This window comes from Streptomyces sp. NPDC059002, from assembly GCF_042740435.1.
Taxonomy (GTDB): domain Bacteria; phylum Actinomycetota; class Actinomycetes; order Streptomycetales; family Streptomycetaceae; genus Streptomyces.
The window spans coordinates 82,320-98,482 of record NZ_JBHYJI010000034.1 but is presented as its reverse complement, the minus strand read 5'-3'; the positions used below and the strand labels follow the sequence as shown (position 1 = coordinate 98,482).

Annotated in this window: 14 protein-coding genes, 1 pseudogene and 1 riboswitch; of the genes and pseudogenes, 5 read left to right on the top strand and 10 right to left on the bottom strand. The window is 71.8% G+C overall.

Annotated features, from left to right (window positions below; all coding sequences use genetic code 11):
• Nucleotides 1-48: 48 nt before the first annotated feature.
• From ACFWZ2_RS27380 to ACFWZ2_RS27370, 3 genes are read right to left on the bottom strand one after another with little or no spacing between them, the layout of a single operon-like run.
• The gene (locus ACFWZ2_RS27380; protein ID WP_384550058.1) at nucleotides 49-1,185 is read right to left on the bottom strand and encodes a bifunctional 2-methylcitrate synthase/citrate synthase; all 1,137 of its coding nucleotides are present in this window, start codon (nucleotides 1,183-1,185) and stop codon (nucleotides 49-51) included.
• A 20-nt stretch (nucleotides 1,186-1,205) separates the two neighbouring features.
• Nucleotides 1,206-2,114 carry a methylisocitrate lyase gene (gene prpB / locus ACFWZ2_RS27375; RefSeq protein WP_384550056.1) on the bottom strand — a complete coding sequence of 303 codons (909 nt, stop codon included), beginning with the start codon at nucleotides 2,112-2,114 and terminating at the stop codon, nucleotides 1,206-1,208.
• On the bottom strand, nucleotides 2,114-3,622 hold the full coding sequence (locus ACFWZ2_RS27370; protein WP_384550054.1) for an MmgE/PrpD family protein: 1,509 nt from the start codon (nucleotides 3,620-3,622) through the stop codon (nucleotides 2,114-2,116). Before ACFWZ2_RS27370 ends, prpB begins: the two co-directional genes overlap by 1 nt.
• A 202-nt stretch (nucleotides 3,623-3,824) precedes the next feature.
• Here ACFWZ2_RS27370 and ACFWZ2_RS27365 point away from each other — a divergent pair, with 202 nt between their 5' ends.
• Both ACFWZ2_RS27365 and ACFWZ2_RS27360 read left to right on the top strand, forming a co-directional pair.
• A complete protein-coding gene (locus ACFWZ2_RS27365; protein WP_384550052.1) occupies nucleotides 3,825-5,270 on the top strand; it encodes a short-chain fatty acyl-CoA regulator family protein in 1,446 nt (481 codons plus the stop codon).
• A gap of 53 nt (nucleotides 5,271-5,323) precedes the next feature.
• On the top strand, nucleotides 5,324-5,905 hold the full coding sequence (locus tag ACFWZ2_RS27360; RefSeq protein WP_384550050.1) for a histidine phosphatase family protein: 582 nt from the start codon (nucleotides 5,324-5,326) through the stop codon (nucleotides 5,903-5,905).
• A 16-nt stretch (nucleotides 5,906-5,921) separates the two neighbouring features.
• On the opposite strand, the gene ACFWZ2_RS27355 is transcribed toward ACFWZ2_RS27360, so the two are convergent.
• The 5 genes and pseudogenes from ACFWZ2_RS27355 to ACFWZ2_RS27335 form a co-directional block, all read right to left on the bottom strand.
• Entirely contained in the window at nucleotides 5,922-6,221 is a 300-nt protein-coding gene (locus ACFWZ2_RS27355; protein ID WP_384550049.1) for a hypothetical protein, read from the bottom strand.
• Between the two features lie 115 nt (nucleotides 6,222-6,336).
• Complete coding sequence (locus ACFWZ2_RS27350) at nucleotides 6,337-7,095, bottom strand: CbtA family protein (RefSeq protein WP_384550046.1); 759 nt, start codon at nucleotides 7,093-7,095, stop codon at nucleotides 6,337-6,339.
• A 21-nt stretch (nucleotides 7,096-7,116) separates the two neighbouring features.
• Nucleotides 7,117-7,338, bottom strand: a complete 222-nt coding sequence (locus ACFWZ2_RS27345; protein WP_384550044.1) for a CbtB-domain containing protein — start codon at nucleotides 7,336-7,338, stop codon at nucleotides 7,117-7,119.
• A gap of 34 nt (nucleotides 7,339-7,372) precedes the next feature.
• A riboswitch (cobalamin riboswitch) is annotated at nucleotides 7,373-7,524 on the bottom strand.
• A gap of 98 nt (nucleotides 7,525-7,622) precedes the next feature.
• Nucleotides 7,623-8,348 (bottom strand): alpha/beta fold hydrolase, encoded by a 726-nt coding sequence (locus tag ACFWZ2_RS27340; protein WP_384550042.1) that lies wholly within the window; start codon nucleotides 8,346-8,348, stop codon nucleotides 7,623-7,625.
• A 190-nt stretch (nucleotides 8,349-8,538) separates the two neighbouring features.
• Nucleotides 8,539-9,555: pseudogene (locus ACFWZ2_RS27335) on the bottom strand (alpha/beta hydrolase family esterase); the annotation flags it as partial.
• Between the two features lie 405 nt (nucleotides 9,556-9,960).
• Between ACFWZ2_RS27335 and ACFWZ2_RS27330 the strand changes: the two are divergent.
• Together ACFWZ2_RS27330 and ACFWZ2_RS27325 are read left to right on the top strand one after the other, a co-directional pair.
• A complete protein-coding gene (locus tag ACFWZ2_RS27330; RefSeq protein WP_384550040.1) occupies nucleotides 9,961-10,779 on the top strand; it encodes a 3-hydroxybutyrate dehydrogenase in 819 nt (272 codons plus the stop codon).
• A 73-nt stretch (nucleotides 10,780-10,852) separates the two neighbouring features.
• The gene (locus tag ACFWZ2_RS27325; protein ID WP_384550038.1) at nucleotides 10,853-12,805 is read left to right on the top strand and encodes a helix-turn-helix domain-containing protein; all 1,953 of its coding nucleotides are present in this window, start codon (nucleotides 10,853-10,855) and stop codon (nucleotides 12,803-12,805) included.
• On the opposite strand, the gene ACFWZ2_RS27320 is transcribed toward ACFWZ2_RS27325, so the two are convergent.
• Both ACFWZ2_RS27320 and ACFWZ2_RS27315 read right to left on the bottom strand, forming a co-directional pair.
• On the bottom strand, nucleotides 12,768-13,457 hold the full coding sequence (locus ACFWZ2_RS27320; protein ID WP_384550036.1) for a 3-oxoacid CoA-transferase subunit B: 690 nt from the start codon (nucleotides 13,455-13,457) through the stop codon (nucleotides 12,768-12,770). The two genes, ACFWZ2_RS27325 and ACFWZ2_RS27320, sit on opposite strands and share 38 nt — an antisense overlap.
• A gap of 3 nt (nucleotides 13,458-13,460) precedes the next feature.
• Complete coding sequence (locus ACFWZ2_RS27315) at nucleotides 13,461-14,222, bottom strand: CoA transferase subunit A (RefSeq protein ID WP_384550034.1); 762 nt, start codon at nucleotides 14,220-14,222, stop codon at nucleotides 13,461-13,463.
• Nucleotides 14,223-14,696: 474 nt separating this feature from the next.
• Here ACFWZ2_RS27315 and ACFWZ2_RS27310 point away from each other — a divergent pair, with 474 nt between their 5' ends.
• Entirely contained in the window at nucleotides 14,697-16,076 is a 1,380-nt protein-coding gene (locus ACFWZ2_RS27310; protein WP_384550032.1) for an alpha-amylase family protein, read from the top strand.
• Nucleotides 16,077-16,163: the final 87 nt, after the last annotated feature.

Below are 16,163 nucleotides of genomic sequence, written 5' to 3'. Positions count from 1 at the left end.
GCATCCCTCACACCGAACCCAACGATCCGATGATCGGAAAGACACCCCCTAGGGCTCCGTCGGCACCGGTCGTTGGCCGGGGCCGTCGTACGAAGCGAGGGGTCGGATCAGGGCGTTGTGGGCGAGCTGCTCGGTGATGTGCGCGGTCCAGCCGGTGATGCGGCTCATCACGAAGATCGGTGTGAAGACCGGGATGTCGAAACCCATCAAGTGGTAGGCCAGGCCCGCCGGATAGTCCAGGTTCGGGTGGATGCCCTTCGTGGTGAGCATGGCCTGCCGCAGTGCGGCGTGCAGGGTGGCCATGCGGGTGGCCTCCGGGTCGGCGGCGCGGGCGACGAGCCGGTCAAGGGCCTCCTGCATGATCGGGACGCGGGAGTCGCCGTGCTGGTAGACGCGGTGGCCGAAGCCCATGATCTTCCGCCGTGCGGCGAGGGCGTCCCGCAGCCACCGTTCCGCGTTCCGCGGCTCGCCGATCTCGTTGAGCATGTGCATCACGGCCTCGTTGGCACCGCCGTGCAGCGGCCCCTTGAGGGCGCCGATCGCGGCGGTGACCGCGCTGTAGAGGTCGGAGAGGGTGGAGGTGACCACGCGGGCGGTGAACGTGGAGGCGTTGAAGCTGTGTTCGGCGTACAGGACGAGGGGGACCTCGAAGCAGTGGACGACGTCCGGGTCCGGCACGGCGCCGAAGCACATGTGGAAGAAGTTCTCCGCGTACCCCAGGGCGGGGTCGGGCGCGATGGGCGCGAGGCCGCGCCGGCGGCGCTGGTCGGCGGCGACCACGGTGGGCAGCCTCGCCAGCAGGGTCAGGGACTTGGTCCGGTGGGCGGCGAGGCTGCCGTCGTCCTCGGTGGGGTCCTCGGCGCCGAAGAAGCTCACCGCGGTGCGCAGTACGTCCATGGGGTGGCATGTCTCGGGCAGCCGGGCGAGCAGCTCGGAGGTGGTGCGGTCCAGGGGGCGCAGGGCGCGCTCGCGGGCCTGGAACTCCCGCAGTTGTCCGGCGTCGGGCAGCTCGCCGTACCAGAGGAGGTGGGCGACCTCCTCGAAGGAGCGGCGGGCGGCGAGGTCCTGGACCGGATAGCCGCGGTAGGTGAGGGAGTTGGTGTCCTGGATGACGGTGGAGATCTCGGTGGTGTCGACGACGACACCGGCGAGGCCGCGGTGGATGCCGGGTGCGGTGGTGGACATGGGCGGATGCCTCCGGTGCGTCAGGTGCCGGGCGGGAGCGTGAAGTCGTAGACGGCCGAGTCGAAGGCCGCGTACTCCTCGTAGCCGAGGAGTTCGTACAGGCGGGAGCGCGTCTGCATGCGGGGCAGCAGCGCTTCCTGGGTGCCGTCGGCGGCGATCGTGCGCAGGCCGTCCTCGACGGCGCCCATGGCGAGGCGCAGCAGGGTGACCGGGTAGAGGGCGATGTTGTAGCCGAGGTCCGCGAGGGCCCGGGTGTCGAGCAGGGGTGTCTTGCCGAACTCGGTCAGGTTCGCGAGGAGCGGCACGTCCACGGCCTTGCGGAACGCCGCGTACTCGGACGCGTCGGCGAGCGCCTCGGGGAAGATCGCGTCGGCGCCCGCGTCGACGTAGGCCTTGGCCCGTTCGATCGCGGCGGGCAGTCCCTCCACGGAGCGGGCGTCGGTGCGGGCCATGAGCAGGAAGTCCGGGTCGCGCCGGGCGTCGACCGCGCCCCTGACGCGGCGCACCATCTCCTCGCGGGGTACGACGGTCTTGCCGTCGAGGTGCCCGCAGCGCTTGGGGTTGACCTGGTCCTCCAGGTGCAGCCCCGCCAGGCCCGCGTCCTCCAGGAGCTGGACGGTGCGGGCCGCGTTCATGGGCTCGCCGAAGCCGGTGTCGGCGTCGATGAGCACGGGCAGATCGGTGACGCGTGTCGTCTGCTGGGCGCGGGCCGCGATCTCGGACGCGGTGGTCAGTCCGATGTCGGGCAGGCCGAGGTCGGCGGCGAGCACCGCGCCGGAGAGGTAGACGGCGTCGAAGCCGGTGTCCTGGATGAGGCGCGCGGAGAGCGGGTTGAGCGCGCCGGGCATGCGCAACAGGCGCCCGGTGGCGAGCTGTTCGCGGAAGGCCCTGCGGCGCTCCGCGGGTGTCGTGCGGGTGTGGAGCAGCATCAGAAGAGACCTTTCGGGAGCCGCGCGTCGTATGCGGCGATCGCGTCGGTGTCCACGGCGGGGAACAGTCCGTCCAGGTCTTCGGCGCCCGGCTCGCCCAGGCGTTCGGCGGCGGCCAGGAAGCGGTCCTGTGCCGCGGGGGCGACGATCCCTTCGGCGAGGGTGCGGAACTTGGCCGTATAGGCGGGGCGGTCGAAGGGCCGGGCGCCGGCCGGGTGGGCGTCGGCGACGGCGAGTTCGTCCTCGATCACCGTCCCGTCGTCGAGGGTGAGGACCGCCCGTCCGCCGAAGGCACGGCGGCCGGGGTCCGGGTCGTGGTAGCGGCGGGTCCACTCCGGGTCCTCGACCGTGCTGATCTTCCGCCACAGTGCGACGGTCCCGGGGCGGCGGGCGCGCTCGGGTGCGTAGGAGCGTTCGTGGTGCCACGTCCCGTCCTCCAGGGCGACCGCGAAGATGTACGGGACCGAGTGGTCGAGGGTCTCGCGGCTGGCCGTGGGGTCGTACTTCTGCGGGTCGTTGGCGCCCGAGCCGATCACGTGGTGCGTGTGGTGGCTGGTGTGCAGCACGATCGACCGCACCCGGTCCAGCGGTCCCGCCTTGTCGCGCAGGCGCCGCGCCAGGTCGATGACGGCCTGCGCCTGGTATTCGGCGGAGTGTTCCTTGGTGTAGGTGTCGAGGATCGCGCGGCGCGGCTCCCCGGGCCCGGGGAGCGGGACGGTGTAGTCGGACTCCGGTCCGTCGAGCAGCCGGGCGAGGAAGCCGTCCTCGCCCTCGTAGATCGGGGACGGGGACGTCTCGCCGCGCATGGCCCGGTCGACGGCCTCGACGGCGGCCTTCGTGGCGAACGCGGGGGCGTACGCCTTCCAGCTGGAGATCTCGCCCTTGCGGGACTGCCGGGTCGCGGTCGTGGTGTGCACGGCCTGCTGGACGGCCTGGTACACGGTCTCGACGGGCAGCCGCAGCAGGGCGCCCAGGCCGCCCGCGGTGGCCGCGCCGAGGTGGGCGACGTGGTCGATGCGGTGCTCGTGCAGGCAGATGCCCTTGACCAGGGCCACCTGGATCTCGTACGCGGCGACGACGCCGCGCAGCAGGTCGCCGCCCGTGCGGCCGGTGTGCTGGGCGACGGCGAGCAGCGGCGGGATGTTGTCGCCGGGGTGGGAGTAGTCGGCCGCCAAGTACGTGTCGTGGAAGTCGAGTTCGCGCACGGCGGTGCCGTTGGCCCAGGCGGCCCATTGGGGCGGGACCCGGGTGCGGGATCCGAGGACCGAGGCGCCGGGCGTGCTCGCACGGTGCGCGGTGGCCTGGGCGCGGGCGACCGCGACCGGGCGCCTGGTCAGCGACGCGACGGCGACCGCCGCGTTGTCGATCACCCGGTTGACGGCCATGGAGACGCTGTCCGCGTCGAGTTCTTCGGTGGCGGTGGCCATGGCGGCGAGTTTCCAGGCGAGTTGGTCCTCGCGCGGCAGTCGGTCGGTGCTGGGGTGTACACGGACGTGGTGCTCGATCACGACGCTCCTCGTGGGGGTTCCCGAAGGTCCTTACGAGAGCGAGACTGCCCCGTCGGCGCCGGGCGGGCCAGCGTCCGCGGCTGTGGAATTCGTACAGCTCTGAGCTGGGAATCTGCGAAATGTGCGAACTCTGCGGATGCTATGTTCGCAAGGACCGCCGCCCCGCCGTGCCGACCGGGCGGCCCGCGGAGCGAGGTGTGCCATGGCCCAGCGAAAGACCGTACGGAAGGTCTACGCGCCCGCCCGGCTGCGTCGGCTGCGCCGCGAACACGGCATGAACCAGATCGACATGGCCCGCGCCCTGAACATCTCCTCCAGCTACGCCAACCAGATCGAACAGGGTCAACGCCCGCTCACCGGCCCGGTGCTGCGCCGGATCGCCGAGGTCTTCGGCGTGGACACGGAGTACTTCTCCGACGCGGACGAGGACCGGCTCGCCACCGATCTGCGGGCCGCGCTCGCCGACGAGGCGTGCGGCGTGCCGCTGCCCGACGCCACGGAGATCGGCGAGGCCGCACGGGATCACCCCGGGGTCGCCCGCGCGCTGGTGGCCCTGCACCGCCGCTACCGCGACGCCGCCGAGCAGGCGGCCGCGCTCGCCGCCCCGCACCCGGGCGGCACCGCCCTGCTGCCGCCGGGTGAACCGCACGACGAGGTACGGGACTTCTTCTACGCCCATCACAACCACTTCGAGCCGCTGGACACCGAGGCCGAGCGGCTCGCCGAGGCGCTGGAGCTCCAACCAGGCCGTGCCTCCGGGCCGTTGGGCGCGCGGCTCACCGACCGGCACGGCATCCGCGTCGTGCAGGCCGCGCCCGGCGGCTCCGGCGACGCCCGGCGCTTCGACCCCGACGCGGGACTGCTGTTCCTCTCCCCCTGGCTCAGCGAAGGACAGCGCGCCTTCCAGCTCGCCACCCAGCTCTGCCTGCTCGAACACGGCACGCTGCTCGACCGACTCGCCACCGCAGCGCCCGAGTTGACGTCACCGGCATCGGCGGCGCTGGCCCGCATCGGGCTCGCGAACTACTTCGCCGGTGCCCTCCTCATGCCGTACACGTCCTTCCACTCGACGGCCGAACAGGTCGGCTACGACATCGAGTTGCTGTCCGCGCGCTTCGGCGTCGGCTTCGAGACCGTCTGCCACCGCCTGAGCACCCTGCAGCGCACCGGGCAGCGGGGCGTGCCGTTCTCGTTCCTGCGTGTGGACCGTGCGGGCAACATCTCCAAACGGCAGTCGGCGACCGACTTCCACTTCTCCCGGCTCGGCGGCACCTGTCCCCTGTGGACGGTCTACGAGGCGTTCTCCGCGCCGGGCCGGATCCTGACCCAGGTCGCCGAAATGCCGGACGGGAAACGCTCGTTCTGGGTGGCGCGGACCATCACCCGCGGCGGCTTCGGTCACCACGCCCCGCGCGCGGAGTTCGCCGTGGCGCTCGGCTGCGAGCTGCGTCATGCGCACCGTCTGGTCTACGCGGAGGGCGTCGCCCTCGACGAGCCACGGGCGGCGACCCCCATCGGCCTGGGCTGCCGCATCTGCGAGCGGCGGGACTGCGCCCAGCGGGCCAGGCCACCGGCCGGTGGGCGGCTCGCCATCGATCCCGACCGGCGGACCTACGTCCCCTATCCCGTCGATGCCCGCACCCGCTGAACCCGCCGCCCGCATGACCGCGCCCGCCCCCACGTACCCGAAGGATTCCCCTGGTGACCAGCCGCGTCCTGTTCGTCTCGCCCGCCATGAACGCGTCGCTGCGCGAGGCCCGTTTCGACGACGGCGCCCCGCTCGACGACCGGGGCCTGACCGCGGCGCGCGCCGCGGCCGGATCCCTGTCCGCGCCCGCCGCCTCCGCCATCGTCGTCTCGGACAGCCCTCGGTGCCGGGGAACAGCGGAGGCGCTCGGGCTCGGCCCGGTGACCGCGCCCAGGGAGCTGACCGGCATGGACATGGGGCGCTGGCGGGGCAGGACCCTGCACGAGGTGAGCGCCGGGGAGCCGGAGGCGGTGGCCCGATGGCTGACCGATCCGGACTGCGCGCCGCCCGGCGGGGAGTCCGTGGCGGCCTTCTGCGCGCGCGTCGCGCGCTGGCTCGACACCGCGCCGACCGGCGACGGACGGATCGTCGCCGTCGTCGAGCCGGAAGTGGTGCGCGCCGCGGCGGTCCATGCGACGGGCGCTCCACCGGCCGCGCTCTGGCGGATCGATGTGGCACCGCTGACGGTCACGGAGTTCAGCGGCAGGTCCGGACGGTGGAACGTGCGGCTCGGTCACGCCCTGGACACGCCCTGAACCCACGGGAGTTGACTCAGTGGGCCGGAGCGTCCCGGTAGCGGCTCAGTGCCGCGGCGACGGCGCAGCGCACACACGTGGCGTCCGCCGACGGCTCGGCGCCGCAGGTGTCCCCCGCGCAGTCGCCGATGAGCAACTCCAGCTCCCGCACCAGGCGTTCGGTCCGCTTCGCCTGCTGGGCGAGGACGCGGACGCGGGCGCTCTGGCCGCCTATCTGCCGTCGGCTCGCGACCAGTTGCTCGTACTCACCGGGGGTCAGGGCCACCGCGTCGCGGCCGCCGAGAGTGATGTGTCGCGGCTGCAGTTGTCTGGCCACTCGGCTCCTCGATTCGTCGCCTGATCGTGGTGGTTCCTGTGCAACGCGAGAGGGCCCCCGGATGGTTCCGGGGACCCTCGCGTACGACGGATCGAGCCAGGTGCGACGGACCGGGTCAGCGCCCGGCCGACACCACCTCACCAGGCGCCGCGACCGGCCGTGGCCGCAGCAGTCGTTCCGCCAACTCGCCGAAGAGCAGGCCGAATCCGGCCCACAGCGTGATCTGCGTGGCGAGCGCGGAGAGCCTGAAGCGCCACAGCAGCGCCGCGGGGAAGTGCTCCGGCACCTCGTTGACCACGGGCAGGATGGCGAACGCGATCCCGATGACCACGGCGAATCCGGCGAGGGAGACGACCGTGGCGTACCAGGTGCCGATCCTGGGGGCGAGCCGCTTGCCCAGGATGGTGGCGCCGACCGCGAGGAGCACGCTCAGCACCATCATCAGCACATACAGGGTGGTCCGCTTGCCGATGGTGTCGGGGTTGCCGACGGCGGGCGGATTGGCCGGGTACTTGAGGAACGGGACGACGTACACCGCGAGCAGCGCGCAGCCGGAGAGCAGCAGCGCGGTGGCGCGCGGGCCGAAGTTCCCGACGCGGCCCAGGGCGTAGCAGTAGGCGAGTGCGGCGATGCCGCCGAAGGCGACCCCGTAGACGAGGACGCCGGTGGCGAGACCGGCCGTGGACTGCAGGCTCCGGGAGACGAGTTCGGCCTCGCCCTCGTGGGAGTGACCCGCGTGGGCCTCCTCGAAGCCGATGGCGCTGTCGACGTTCGGCTCGCCGAGGAAGTAGGCGACGACCAGGGCGAGCACGCCGGCGGCCAGGCCGGCGAGCATGCCCCGAACGAGCAGATTTCTTACGGTTGTCGAGTTCATGTGCGCGCGGCGTTCCTCTGGTCAGTGGCAGGGGAAGCCGAGCAGGTGGCGGGCGTCGTGCACCCACTCATGGACCTCCGCGCCGCTGAACACGGAGGTGGCGCCCTGTTCGGCGCCGACGAAGTACAGCAGGACGAGCATCAGCACACCGAAGAAGACCGCCCAGGGGGCGATCGCCTTCAACGGCAGCTTTGCGGGTACGACAGGGGTGGTGGCGGTCGGCTGGGCGACGTGCTGCGCCATGGCAGGGCCTCCTCGGGAGTTCGCGTCCCATCTCGGTGGTGCACAGGACGACGGCAACGGGTCTGACTCACAAGCGCTCCGGGGACCGCTTGCACACAGTGGCGCGACCGTGCCGGGCTCTCACCGGCTTCCGTTTCGTACCGTCGTCGATAACCAACTGAACGTACCGCCTGTCGCGTGCATGGCCAAGATGGCATCCCTCACTCCCGTTCACGCCCGCGCACGCCCCCCCTCCGGCTCGTCGGCCGCCTGACATGCGCGCCGGTTGCGTCGTCGGACTCTTGTCAGGCGAGCTTGAGCAGCAGCCCGGCGAGGTCCGCCGGTGCGGTGATCATGCAGTCGTGTCCGGCCCGCAGCTCCCACACCTGGGACGGGGTTCCGTTGGGCTGCACCGCGGGGACCGGCCGTCGGACGATGCCTTCCGGCACACCGACCACGCAGTGGATGTGCGTCCGCGGGATCGCGTCGACGGCCGGGGCGTCCAGTCGGACCGGTTGCCGCAGGCAGCGCACCGACTGGTCGGAAAGCATCGAGCGCAGCCAGGCGACGTCCGCCGGGTCGGTGACGCCGAACAGGCCCGCGGGCGGCGGCATTTCGGGGAGCGGCGGAACCCGCCAGCCGCTCTCGGAGCGCACGGCGCGGTCGATCAGGGCCCGGGTCGCGGGCTGGACGTCGGCCGCGCTTTCGCCGTGCTCGGGGACCATGGCGTCGAGGTACACCAACTCGCCGATGCGAGCGGGGACTTGGTTGGCGACGGAGGAGATGACGAGTCCCGCGTAGCTGTGTCCCACGAGGATCACCTCGGTGAGGTCTGCCTCGACGATCAGCCCGACGATGTCGTCGACGTGCGTGTCGAGCCCCACATCGGGGCCGAGCAGATGGGCCTTGTCGCCGTGGCCGGTCAGCGACGGCGCGAACACCCGGTGTCCGGCGGACGCCAGGAGCGGGATCACCCGCTCCCAGCACTGTCCGCTGTGCCAGGCGCCGTGTACCAGCAGATAGGTCGACATGAGGGTGCTCCTTGCTGTGCCGGGGGTCGGCTCGGGGGTCGTCGGCCATGCTGCCGACCGGGCGCCGGGCCAGCCAGTACCTCCCCGGTCCTGGGGGTGACAGGGCCAGGCACGCCGCGGCGGCGCGAACTACCGTGGGGAAGAGGTCGCGATGCTCGCCGGGGTCAGCGCCGAGTGAGGAGTGCCGCTAGCCGCCGAGTCCGAAGAACTTCGTGATCCAGTGGCTGGAGCAGATCGAGTCCAGGAAGTACGGGGCGCCGGTGCTGCCGCACTGTTCGGGGCCGGTCCCGGGGTCGACGGGAGTGCCGTGGTTGATGCCGGGAACCTTGTTGACCTCGACGGCCACCGTGCCGTCGGAGGCCACGTATTCGTCGTGCTGGGTCGCGTTGGGGCCGATGGTGGAGCTGCGGGTCGGAGTCTGGGAGAGCCCGTGCAACTCCGTCCACTGATCGCGCAGTTCGGTCGCGTTGCGCGGTACGACCGTCGTGTCCTTGTCGCCGTACCAGATCGCGGTGCGCGGCCACGGCCCCCCGTACGACGGGTATGCGTCACGCACCCGCTGGGCCCACTCGCCCGGGCTCAGATCCACTCCCGGGCTCATGCACTGGAAGGGGGTGCTGCCCTTCGTGCAGTTGTAGGGCAGGCCCGCGACGATCGCCCCCGCGGAGAAGACGTCGGGGTAGGCGGCCAGCATGACCGAGGTCATGGCACCGCCCGCGGACAGGCCGGTGACGAAGACCCGCTCGGCGTCGCCGCCGTAGGACGAGACGGCGTGGTCGGCCATCTGCCGGATCGAGAGGGCCTCACCCTGGTCGCGCCGGTTGTCGGTCGACTGGAACCAGTTGAAGCACTTGTTGAGGTTGTTCGACAGGGTGGTCTCGGCGAGGACCAGGATGAACTTGTCACGGTCGGCCATGTCCGGCAGGCCCGAGTGGTCGGCGTACGTCTGGGCGTTCTGTGTGCACCCGTGCAGCGCGACGACCACGGGCGCGTGCGCGGGCAGCGACGCGGGCTTGTACACGTACATCTTCAAAGCACCGGGATTGGAGCCGAAGCCGGACACCGGCGTGAGGCCGACCGCGGCGCTCGCGGACTGCGCGGGACCGGTGAGGACGAGCGGGAGGGCGAGGGCGGCGACGGCGACGAGACCTGCCGTGAGACGGCCCCACCGTCCTCGTGGCCGCGCGTGATGTGGGGGGACAGACATGCGGAACACTCCTTGATGTCGATGCACGCCCGGCGTCTCGGGGTCGCCGACGCGGCGGTGTGATGTGCGATGCCGCGCCGGAAGCACCGGGCGTGGTTCGGAACCGTAAGGTCCGCCCCGTCCCGCCACCATGGTCGCGGGCACCACATGCGCGGGTACGGCCCGCGCCGGCACACGGATTGCGCGGCCCCGGCCGCCCTGCTATCCGACTCGGCCGTCACGCGGGCGAGTTCAGGGATGTCGCCCCACGGGCACGAGCACGGGCACGAGCACGACGAGGGACCGCACCGGGCGGTGACCTCGTGCCGCGTACGCTCACCATGTGTTCCCCACCCACCCGTTCGCCGTCGGGCATGGCGCCTCACGCCATGTCCGGACCCGGGCCCGCTGCCTACCGTGAAGGCCATGAACAGCACCCGCACCACTGAGGGCGACGCCGTCCGCGCCGTCGGCCCCGATGCGTCCTTCGCTCCCGCAGACCGCTTCCTCAAGGGGCGAACCGCCCTGGTGACAGGCGCCGCGAGCGGCATCGGGCGGGCCTGCGCCGTCGCCCTCGCCGACGCCGGGGCCCATGTGCACGTCGTCGACCTGGCCGCGGAGGCCGCCGAGCGGGTGGCCGAGGAGATCGGCGGCGTCGCCCGCGTGGCCGACCTCTCCGACATGGCGGCCGTCGACGGTCTCCCCGCCGACGTGGACATCGTCGTCAACAACGCCGGGCTCCAGCATGTCGCGCCGCTGCACGCATTCCCGCCCGACCGCTTCGCCCTCATCCAGAAGATCATGGTCGAGGCCCCGTTCCGCATCATCCGGCGCACCCTCCCCCACATGTACGCGCAAGGGTGGGGCCGCGTCGTGAACATCTCCTCCGTGCACGGGCTGCGGGCCTCCGCCTTCAAGGGCGCGTACGTCGCCGCCAAGCACGCGCTGGAGGGGCTGAGCAAGGTCGCAGCCTTGGAGGGGGCCGCCCACGGCGTCACGTCGAACTGCGTGAGTCCCGCCTACGTCCGCACCCCCTTGGTCGAGGCCCAAGTCGCCGACCAGGCCCGCTCGCACGGCATCGCCGAGTCGGACGTACTGGAGAAGATCATGCTGGAGCGCAGCGCCGTCAAGCGCCTCATCGAACCGGAGGAGGTCGGCTCGGCGGTGCTGTGGCTCTGCTCCGAGAACGCCGGGTTCGTCACCGGCGCCTCGCTGCCGCTGGACGGGGGCTGGACCGCCCACTGACCGTGCCCCGTGTCCCCCGTATCCGCGGGTGCGCGCGACGACGCGCGCACCCGCCCTGCCCGAGGTTCGCTCCATGTCCCAGACCACCGCTGCCGCCACCACCGCACTCCGTCACCTGATGGAGCTGCTTGCCACGGATGCCTCCGCCGAGGAGTACACGGCGGTGGCCGCGCGGGCCCGCGCCGACGGAATCGACGACCGCGACGTCAAGGAGATCGACAGGGCGGTGTCGACCGCTCTCGGGGTCCGCAAGGTGCTCCGCCGCCAGCGCCGTCGCGAGGCCGAACTGACCGCGCTGTTCGACACCGCGAGCGATCTGGCCGCGCTGCGCGATCTCGACGCCGTCCTGCACTCGATCGTCCGCCGGGCCAGAACACTCCTCGGCACGGACACCGCCTACCTGACCCTGGTGGACGAGGCCGCCCAGGACACCTACATGCGGGTCACCGACGGCTCGGTCTCGGTCGCCTTCCAGGAGCTCAGGCTCAACCTCGGTGAGGGCCTCGGCGGCCTCGTGGCCCAGTCCATGCGCCCTTACGCGTCCCCGGACTACCGCACGGACGAACGGTTCCAGCACACCGAGACCATCGACCACGGGGTCCTGGACGAAGGCCTTGTCGCCATCCTCGGCGTACCGCTGCTGCTCGGCTCGGGCCCGGCGGGCAACCGCAACGTCATCGGCGTGCTCTTCGCGGCCGACCGCGGCCCGCGCAGCTTCTCGCCCGACGAGGTGGCCCTGCTCGGTTCGCTCGCCGCGCACGCCGCCATCGCCATCGACACCGCCCGCACGCTCGACGACGCCCGGACCGCGGCGGCGGAGCTCACCGAGGCCAACACCGTCATCCAGGACCACGCGGCCGCGATGCAGCGCGCCGCCGAAGCCCACGACCGGCTGACCGACCTGGTGCTGCACGGCTCGGAGGTGTCCGAAGTGGCCGCGGCGGTGGCCGAGTTCCTCGGCGGCCGACTGACCATCTTCGACCCGAGGGGTGACGTCCTCGCCCGGGCGGGCGGTCGGGAAAACTCCCCCGCACCCGACTCCGACGCCCTGTCCCAGGCCGTCGCCCGGGCCCGCGCCGAGGGCCGTTCCGTGCGCCACGGCGACCATTGGCACTGCGCCGTCCTGGCCGGACAGGAACTCCTCGGCAGTCTCGCCTTCCACGGACGCCCGGACCTGGAAGGCCCCGACCGCCGCCTGTTCGAGCGCACGGGCACCATCACCGCGCTGCTCCTGCTGCTGCGCCGCACCGTCGCCGAGACCGAGAACCGCGTGCGCGGCGAACTGCTCACGGACCTCCTCGACGGTGCGGGCCGCGACCCCGCGCTGTTCGCCGAGCGCGGCCGCCGCCTCGGCGTGGATCTGACCCGGCCGCACCTGATGCTCGTCGCCGAGTCCGACGCGGATGCGGACGGCAGGCTCACGGCCGGGGCCCAGCAGTACCTCTTCGGCCGCGAGGGTCTGTGCTGCGAGTACGAGCAGCACGTCGTCATGCTCGTCCCGGACGACGGCACCGAGCCCGGCCAGGCCGCACGCGCCGCCGCCGAACACCTCTCCCAAGGACTCGGCGAACCCGTGAGCGTGGTCGCGGCCGGACCCTGCCAGGGGCCGGCCGCGCTGCCCGATTTCCACCTGGAGGCCCGCCGCTGTCTGAGCGCCATGCGGGTACTCGGCCTGACCGGCGACGGAGCCTGCGCCGCGGACCTCGGATTCCTCGGCGTGCTGCTGGGCAAGGAACAGGACACCAGCGGCTTCGTGGAGAGGATCCTGGGCCCCGTCCTCGACTGGGACGAGCGCAGGGGAACGGAACTCGTCCGGACGCTCCAGGCGTACTTCGCCGTCAACGGAAGCCACATCCGCGCCAAGGGCCTCCTCCACGTCCACGTCAACACCGTGGTGCAGCGCATCGAGCGGATCGGCGCGCTGCTCGGGCGGGACTGGGAGACCCCCGAGCGGGCGTTGGAGATCCAGCTCGCGCTGCGGATCCACCTCATCTCCCAGCTGGGCCGCACCCGGACGGACCGGTAGGACGGCGGGCCGCGGTACCGGCCGGGACGCGCAGTTCCGGCACGGTGGCCGCCCGCACGTCGTCGATGCCGACGCCCGGCGCGAGCTCGGCCAGGACGAGCCCTTCGTCCGTCACGTCGATGACGGCGAGGTCGGTGATGATGCGGTCGACCACGCCGCGCCCGGTGGCGGGCAGGGTCAGCTCGTCGACGATCTTCGGTGAGCCGTCCTTCGCGGTGTGCTCCATGACGACGATGAGGCGGCGGGCGCCGTGGACCAGGTCCATGGCGCCGCCCATGCCCTTGACCATCTTCCCGGGGATCATCCAGTTCGCCAGATCGCCGGTGGCCGAGACCTGCATGGCGCCAAGGACGGACACGTCGATGCGCCCGGCGCGGATCATGCCGAAGGAGAAGGCGGAGTCGAAGGAGGCGGCGCCCGGCTGGAGGGTGACCGTCTCCTTGCCCGCGTTGATGAGGTCCGGGTCCTCCGCCCCGTCCACCGGGTACGGGCCGACGCCCAGGATGCCGTTCTCGGCGTGGAGGACGACGTGGATGCCGTCGGGGAGGTGGTTGGGGATCAGCGTGGGCAGACCGATGCCCAGGTTGACGTACTGCCCGTCCGCCAGTTCCCGGGCGGCGCGGGCGGCGAGCTGGTCGCGGTCGAGTGCCATGGGTCAGGCCTCCTGGGCTGCGGGGCGTACGGTGCGGCGCTCGATGCGCTTGTCGGCGGGATCGGCGGCGACGATCCGGTCGACGTACACGCCCGGCAGATGGACGGCATCGGGGTCCAACTCGCCCGGCTCCACCAGGCGTTCGGCCTCCACCAGGGTGGTCCGCCCGGCCATCGCCGCCAGCGGGTTGAAATTGCGGGCGGCGCGGTGGAAGACGCAGTTGCCGTGCCGGTCCGCGACCTCCGCGCGGACGAGCGCGAAGTCCGCGGTGATGGACTCCTCCAGCAGATGGCGGCGGCCGCGGAACTCCCGGACCTCCTTGGGCGGGGAGGCCACGGCCACGCTCCCGTCGGCGGCGTACCGCCACGGCAGCCCGCCCTCCTCGACCTGGGTTCCCGCGCCGGCCGGGGTGAAGAACGCGGGGATCCCGCTCCCGCCGGCCCGCAGCCGCTCGGCGAGCGTGCCCTGCGGGGTGAGTTCGAGCTCCAGCTCACCGGAGAGGTACTGCCGCGCGAACTCCTTGTTCTCGCCCACGTACGACGACGTCATCCGGGCGATCCGTCCGGCCCGCAGCAGCAGGCCGAGCCCCCAGTCGTCCACGCCGCAGTTGTTGGACACGACCCGCAGGCCCGTCGTCTCCGTACGGGCCAGCGCGGCGATCAGCGTCGACGGGATCCCGCACAGTCCGAAACCGCCGACGGCGAGGGTCGCCCCGTCCGGGATGTCGGCCACGACGTCCGCGGCCGGATCCACCACCTTGTCCATGCTCGTCTCTCCCACATTCCTCGGCCCAGGGTGCACCGGCTCGTCCCGGCCGATGGCCCGCGAACCCGCCCTGGGGTCTGGTGCCTTCACCCTTCACCGCGGTACGGCCCTACGGGTATGTGTTCCGGCCCTATGACCTCGCCGATGCGTATGGCGCCGCCGGCGTCGGGACGGCGTGCGCCGAGCGCGGACGCCGTGTTTCAGCAAGTTCTTGCGAATGGAACCCGAGGGGCACCAACGGAAGGGACAACCCCTTGCCCCGACCATGAACTTCCACACCATTACTGCAAGTTGATGGCCCTTTGCACCCGTCGGTCCCGTCCAAAGATGCAATCCATTGATGAATCTTGCAGCAAATCTTGACGCGCTCATGCACGGACGGCAATCTCAGCCGCGGACCTCCCCCCACGGCAGCCTGGCGCAGGGCTGTCTTCGTGGGCACAGCCATGCCCACTTCACCGAAGGAGCCGCAGAATGCACCATCGATCCCGCCTGTTGGGCGGAGCGCTGGCCGGAACACTGACGGCGGCGGGACTCGCCGCCCTCGCGCCCTGGCAGTCGCAGGCGACACCCCCCGGCGAGAAGACCGTCACCGCCACCCTCTTCGAGCGGCCGTTCAAGGACGTCGCCGCGGCCTGCACCGACCAGTTGGGCCCCGCCGGTTACGGCTACGTCCAGGTGTCCCCCGCCTCGGAGCACATCCAGGGCGACCAGTGGTGGACCTCGTACCAACCCGTCAGCCACAGGATCGCGGGGCGCCTCGGTGACCGGGAAGCCTTCAAGGGCATGGTCGACGCCTGCCACAAGGCGGGCGTCAAGGTCATCGCGGACGCCGTCATCAACCACATGAGCTCCGGCTCCGGGACGGGTACAGGAGGGACCGCGTACTCCAAGTACGACTACCCCGGCACCTTCCAGGACAAGGACTTCCACACCTGCCGCAAGGACATCAACGACTACACCGACCGCGACAACGTCCAGAACTGCGAACTCGTGGGCCTCGCCGACCTGGACACCGGCAGCGACGCCGTCCGCACCACCATCGCGAAGTACCTCGGCGACCTGCGCTCGCTGGGCGTGGACGGATTCCGCATCGACGCGGCCAAGCACATGGCGGCCGCCGACGTCGCCGCCATCAAGGGCAAGATGGGCGACCCCGGGTTCTGGGTCTCCGAGGTCATCCACGGGGCCGGGGAGGCCGTCCAGCCCGACGAGTACACGGGTGTCGGGGACGTGGACGAGTTCCGTTACGGCGGGCACCTCAAGAGCGCCGTCCAGGGCGGGAACATCGCCCAGTTGAAGTCGGTCGCGGACGGCAAGCTGAGCAGCGGCTCGGCCCGTACGTTCGTCGACGACTGGGACACCGAGCGCAACGGCTCCACGCTGACGTACAAGGACGGCGAGCGCTACACCCTCGCCAACGTCTTCATGCTGGCCTCGCCCTACGGCTCCCCCAACGTCTACTCCGGCTACGAGTGGACCGACAAGGACGCGGGCCCGCCGTCCGGCACCGACGGCTGGACCGACGTCCACACGCAGAAGGCGATCACGGGACTCGTCGGGTTCCGCAACGAGGTGGGCTCCGCCGAGCTCACCGACTGGTGGGACAACGGCGGCAGCGCGATCGCCTTCGGCCGCGGCAGCAAGGGATTCGTCGCCCTCAACAACGGCGACGGCGAGCTGACCCAGACCTTCACCACGTCCCTGCCGGCCGGTACGTACTGCAACGTCGCCAAGGCCGCGCCGGGCGACTGCGCGGGCGACACGGTCACCGTCGGCGCCGACGGAAAGGTCGCCGCCACCCTGCCCGCGCGCGGCACGCTCGCCCTGCACACCGGGGCCCTCGCCGACTGAGCGGCGACTGAGCGGCACACCAGGTGAGTTCGGGTCCGAGGGGCGGCGGCGATCGGCCGTCGCCCTCGGTCGCTCCAATCCCTCTTA

Coding starts and splice junctions, on each gene's coding strand:
- ACFWZ2_RS27380 (WP_384550058.1), bottom strand. CDS start 1,185: ATGTCCACCACCGCACCCGGCATCCACCGCGGCCTCGCCGGTGTCGTC.
- prpB (WP_384550056.1), bottom strand. CDS start 2,114: ATGCTGCTCCACACCCGCACGACACCCGCGGAGCGCCGCAGGGCCTTC.
- ACFWZ2_RS27365 (WP_384550052.1), top strand. CDS start 3,825: ATGGCCCAGCGAAAGACCGTACGGAAGGTCTACGCGCCCGCCCGGCTG.
- ACFWZ2_RS27350 (WP_384550046.1), bottom strand. CDS start 7,095: ATGAACTCGACAACCGTAAGAAATCTGCTCGTTCGGGGCATGCTCGCC.
- ACFWZ2_RS27345 (WP_384550044.1), bottom strand. CDS start 7,338: ATGGCGCAGCACGTCGCCCAGCCGACCGCCACCACCCCTGTCGTACCC.
- ACFWZ2_RS27340 (WP_384550042.1), bottom strand. CDS start 8,348: ATGTCGACCTATCTGCTGGTACACGGCGCCTGGCACAGCGGACAGTGC.
- ACFWZ2_RS27330 (WP_384550040.1), top strand. CDS start 9,961: ATGAACAGCACCCGCACCACTGAGGGCGACGCCGTCCGCGCCGTCGGC.
- ACFWZ2_RS27325 (WP_384550038.1), top strand. CDS start 10,853: ATGTCCCAGACCACCGCTGCCGCCACCACCGCACTCCGTCACCTGATG.
- ACFWZ2_RS27320 (WP_384550036.1), bottom strand. CDS start 13,457: ATGGCACTCGACCGCGACCAGCTCGCCGCCCGCGCCGCCCGGGAACTG.
- ACFWZ2_RS27315 (WP_384550034.1), bottom strand. CDS start 14,222: ATGGACAAGGTGGTGGATCCGGCCGCGGACGTCGTGGCCGACATCCCG.
- ACFWZ2_RS27310 (WP_384550032.1), top strand. CDS start 14,697: ATGCACCATCGATCCCGCCTGTTGGGCGGAGCGCTGGCCGGAACACTG.